This window comes from Pseudomonas sp. EL_65y_Pfl1_R83, assembly GCF_963970695.1.
In the GTDB taxonomy this organism is placed as follows: Bacteria; Pseudomonadota; Gammaproteobacteria; order Pseudomonadales; family Pseudomonadaceae; genus Aquipseudomonas; species Aquipseudomonas tritici.
In genome coordinates this window covers 1-462 of record NZ_CAXAQI010000393.1, presented here as the reverse complement: position 1 = coordinate 462, position 462 = coordinate 1, and the positions used below count along the sequence as shown (strand labels likewise).

The following is a 462-nucleotide window of genomic DNA, read 5'->3' as shown; positions in this document are numbered from 1 at the left end:
CCGACGACGGACAATCCTTCCTGGCCGCATTGTGCCCGCACCCTTGGTGCCCAAACTCGCCGAAGCCTTCGGCATTGCTACGACCATCACTGTGTCGGCCGAGGATACCGCCAGACACGTCATGACGACGGGCGAGATTACCGGGGTGGGCGCGTATCGGCTGAAGCGCAGCCTGGTCGCGGGTCAGCAGCGCCTTGAACTGCTCGATTGGCCGCACACGCGGCTCGCCGAATTGAAGGCTGCCGGCTGCTTTACCAACATCATCCAGCACAAGACCCGGATGTTCGTGCCGACCAGCAATGCCGCAGCCGTCATCGCGCGCATCACTGCCTGACCAACCGCGATTTCCTCCCCGCTCCTCCGAGGGGAGGGGAGGGAGCCTTCGGCTTTGTGGGCCTGATGATCAGGTCTGCGTGACCGCCAGCGCGGCGCGCCCACTCCAGTTGGAGATGAATGATGATA

The 462-nt window shown here is 63.6% G+C and carries 1 protein-coding gene; it reads left to right on the top strand.

The features are described from left to right. Positions 1 to 334: hypothetical protein (locus tag AACY08_RS29465; RefSeq protein WP_339472608.1), on the top strand; the 334-nt coding region annotated here is incomplete at its 5' end. Positions 335 to 462 lie beyond the last annotated feature (128 nt).